The organism is Oscillibacter sp. (genome assembly GCF_031978065.1).
In the GTDB taxonomy this organism is placed as follows: Bacteria; Bacillota; Clostridia; order Oscillospirales; family Oscillospiraceae; genus Oscillibacter.
On sequence record NZ_DALZCH010000174.1, the window covers coordinates 1 to 3,903 of the forward strand.

General features: G+C 59.5%; 3 protein-coding genes. All 3 read right to left on the minus strand.

The window, feature by feature from the left end; genetic code table 11:
- Positions 1–2,003, minus strand: a 2,003-nt coding sequence (locus RTK01_RS16180) for a DNA polymerase (protein ID WP_312281957.1), incomplete at its 3' end; no start/stop codon positions are given.
- Between the two features lie 47 nt (positions 2,004–2,050).
- On the minus strand, positions 2,051–2,827 hold the full coding sequence (locus RTK01_RS16185; protein ID WP_312281958.1) for an ssDNA-binding protein: 777 nt from the start codon (positions 2,825–2,827) through the stop codon (positions 2,051–2,053).
- Positions 2,828–2,830: 3 nt separating this feature from the next.
- The coding region (locus RTK01_RS16190) for a DUF2800 domain-containing protein (RefSeq protein WP_312281959.1) at positions 2,831–3,903 on the minus strand (1,073 nt) is incomplete at its 5' end.

The following is a 3,903-nucleotide window of genomic DNA, read 5'->3' on the forward strand; positions in this document are numbered from 1 at the left end:
TAATTCCCCACCCAGCCGTCGGCGTTCAGCGGCAGACCGGGAGCCCACGGGATAGGCTGGGACATGATCGCCACGACCTTGTCCAGATCGGCCATCCCCTCCGGCACTTCCAACACGACTTCATCATGGATATCAAATACGATGCGATATCCGGCGGTGTTCAACTGCTCCATGGCATAGAAAAGGCAGTCCCGGGCCACCGCCTGCGTGATGTTCTCCACCAGCTTGCCGCCGTAAGTTTCAACAGGTTTCCAGTTGGCCCCGTCCTGTCCCCAGTACATGATGCTGTCCTCTCCGAAATGGTTTTTGCCGATGTGCGGGCCGGGGTAGTAGAGTTTGCGGCCGCAGGGCAGCAGGATGGTCATAAAGTCCAGCCCCGCTTCCCGGTGCATCCCCCGGGCGATGGTCACGCATCCTACTGTCGTGGTCCGCCCCGATGTGACCGCGCGAAATGCCGCGTCGTTGACGTCGTACCAGAACTGCACGGTATGCGGGTTGGCACTGCGCCAGCGCCGGACGATATCGGGCATATCGGCTTCAGGCAAATCGTCCTCGGTCATGCCTAGAGTCTTACGCATATTGATGAGTGCGCCCTTGCCGCCCTGGTACCCCAGCGCCAGCGTGGCAACCTTGCCTTTCTTGCGGTACGCGTATTCAGGGTTGCCCTTTTTGATGGCGTCGAAAGGAACACCAAACATCTGCGCGGCGGTAGTCTCGTAGATTTTGCCGTGAGTGCGGAACACGTCCAGCACCCATTCTTCCCCGGACAGCCACGCGATCACGCGGGCCTCAATGGCGGAAAAGTCAGCGTCCACGAAGGTCATGCCGGGGGCCGCGATCAGTGACGTGCGGATCAGCGCGGAGAGCGCCTGCGGCACGTTGCCGTAAACCGCTTTCAGCCCATCCAGATTGCGGGACTTCACCAGTTCCCGCGCGGCAGATTCCGCCGGTATTGTGTCGTGGGGCAGGTTCTGGACCTGCACCAGCCGCCCCGCCTCCCGGCCTGTCCGGTTGGCCCCGTAGAATTGCAGCAGGCCCCGAATCCGGCCATCCGCACACACGCAGGTTTCAATAGCGTTGTATTTCTTGGTGGAGGTCTTGGAAAGTTCCTGCCGCAGCTCCAGCATTCGGGCGGCCTTGTCACTGGGCACGCCTTGCGCCAGCAGGTCCGTGACCGTATTTTTACGTACATCCGGCAGATCGTCTTCCAGTTCCTCATTCAGCCATTTCAAAAGCTGATCCCGGCTGTTGGGGTTGGCAAGGCCGGTCAGGTCCTTGGCCTCCTGCAATTGGGTTTCGTGGACAGCGGCGCCAATTTCAATGGCTCCGTCCACCAGCGGCAGATCCACCGACACACCGTGCAGATTGATGATCTGATCACGGACCCACTGTTGCTGCACCTCGTCCGGCACCGGCACGACGGAAAGACGGCGCTCTATTTCCTGCTCTGCTACAACGTCCCCGGCGTTGTAGGTTTTGAACAGGCCCCACTTCGCCGGGTCATGCTGCGGTAGGTTGCGGGTACGGCCCCCGTTGGACTTTGAGGGCTTGCACGGGATGCAGAAATAGCGAATCAGCGCGCCGCCGGTGCGGAGCTTCTGTTTGTCCTCCGGCAGACCCATGGCCGCGCCAACATTCTTCAGTGCGGCAGGATACCCGCAGTAAAGCGCGTGAAGCTGTGTGTCCCGCCACTGGGGCAGCCAGACTTCCGGCGTCCAGTCCCGGCGCTGCTCCAGTCCGAAGTACCGGGAGAGGCAGTACCACTCAAACGCGGCGTTGAACGCGTGCTTGATGCACTGCGGGTCAAACAACCAGCCCGCGACATTCTGTGGAATGCAGGCCCCCGGCAGTGTCAGGTCCAAAACCTGCACCGGCGCACCGTTGAGGCTGTACGCAAAAAGCAGAATCTGAAAGTCCGGGCTTTGCGCATATTTATAAAGTCCGGCCTTTGTAATTGGCACGGAGCTGTATGTTTCTAAGTCAATGTTCAAGTGGTGCTGCATGAGTTACCTCCCGGATTGGAAGGGCCCCCGAAGGGGCCCTTTTTTGATTACATACCCATAACCGGCATACCGTTGGGAACAGGCTGCCCGGTGATCGGGTCAACCGGCCACTGCTGAGGGTACGCCGGAGCTTGCTGCGAATACATAGGCGCTGTCTGCTGGGGATATGCGGCGGGGGGCTGCTGGGGATACGCAGGCGCGGCAACAGGAGGGGTATATGCGGGTGCGGGTACCGGCGCGGGAGCGGAGGCATATCCAGGGACAACATAGCCCGGTGCTGCGGGCATTGCGGCGGGCGCACCGAACGCTTCCGCGGCAGTTACTTGCCCACCCCCAAAGGGTTCCCCATCACGAACGAACTGGACAGCGTTGAGAATCGAAGTAATGCCCTTTGAATTATTATTGTAGGGAACGAGCGTCACATTTACACGGACATAGCAGCCGCTATACACCTTGCGAGAATCAAGAATTTCCTGGTTTCGCTGGTCTACCACCAGCGGCTTATTCTCAACGTTCGATTTGCATTTCAGCACGTAGCAGCCCTTGCACTCAGGGCCATACGGTGTACCGTCATTTTTGACGCCATCTCCGTCAGCGAGGCCCCCCAGCAGCACGGGAGGCAATGCGCCGTTCCACTTTTTCTGGATTCCGTAGTTCACTGCGTCTTCATATGCCGCCTTGTAAGCGGTGAGCGTGGCAACATCGGATTTAGGAATTAAGGCCATAATGGAATACGCAGGGTCCCCGCCGGGGGCGGCGTCAGGCGTAAACAGGTGGACGAAAGAAGCGCGCACCTCGCCGGTTGTAAAAGTAGAAGCATTCATAGGTCATAGTCCTTTCTGGTCGCCGAATGCGACCTCTGCAAAATTGTAGGGCTTGCGTTTATCGGATTCAGAAACCAGCGTGGGCTTGCCGGGACTCACGGTTACGTGTCCGCCAGCGGCTTCGGTAAAGGTCTTCTTCCCCAGCGCCTTTTCCAGTGCGGCCACGGTCACGGGCTTGCGCTCCCACAGAATGGCTTCCGCCACGCCGTGCTGCTGGATATCTGCAAAGGCGGCGTCCAGATCGTCCCACGCGCGGCTGCTGCGGCCCTCCACCGCCTTATATCCGGGGATCGCTTTTCCCTCCAAACACGATTGCAGGGCGTAGTCTTGCAGGTCTTTGTACCAAGATACGAGTCCCTCGGCCCGTTGCAGGGCTTGTCCAACTTCGGTATCTGAAAGCAGCGGCGGGAGCTTCTTGCCGAACGCTTCCACAGCCAGAACCGTGTTCGCCCGTCCCCGGCACTGGTTCTTGATGGGGCAGAACCTGCACCAGTCACCGGGGCAAGGCTCTCCGGGGTCTTCGCTGTCTGCCTGCATGGCGGCAGGGGTCAGGACTTCCCTCCCCCAAGCTTCCAACTCCGCACGGCTGATCTCCCAATCGGACACGCTGTGCAGCGCGGGCTGCACGATGGTTGTTTTGATGGTCTGGATGGAGTCGCCATAGACCAGTGCATACATAGCCAACGCGCCCAGCGCGTAGAGCATCATCTGGGAATTGTGGTCAGCTTCCACCGGCACACCGGCGCCGTTTTTATAGTCCGTGATCCACAACACCCCTTCTGCGATCTGGATGCAGTCTGCGGTTCCTGTGGCGGGGGTTCCATCCTCTTTGAGCTCCTGCGTGAAGATGCCCACCGGCACAGAGGTTTCCAATGCGAGAAACGGCGCGGAGTGAAACGCCATGGCGTGCTGCTCCAGCGTTTCGACATACAGACCGGTGTAGCCATCCATCTCGGCGGCATAGTGCTCGTCCTCTTGCAGCTTTTTCAACTGCGCGTTGAACGTGCGCTTGTTCATCACAGAAAACCGCTTACGGGCTTTTAACTCCGCGATGGAGTGGGCCAGTCTGCCCGCCT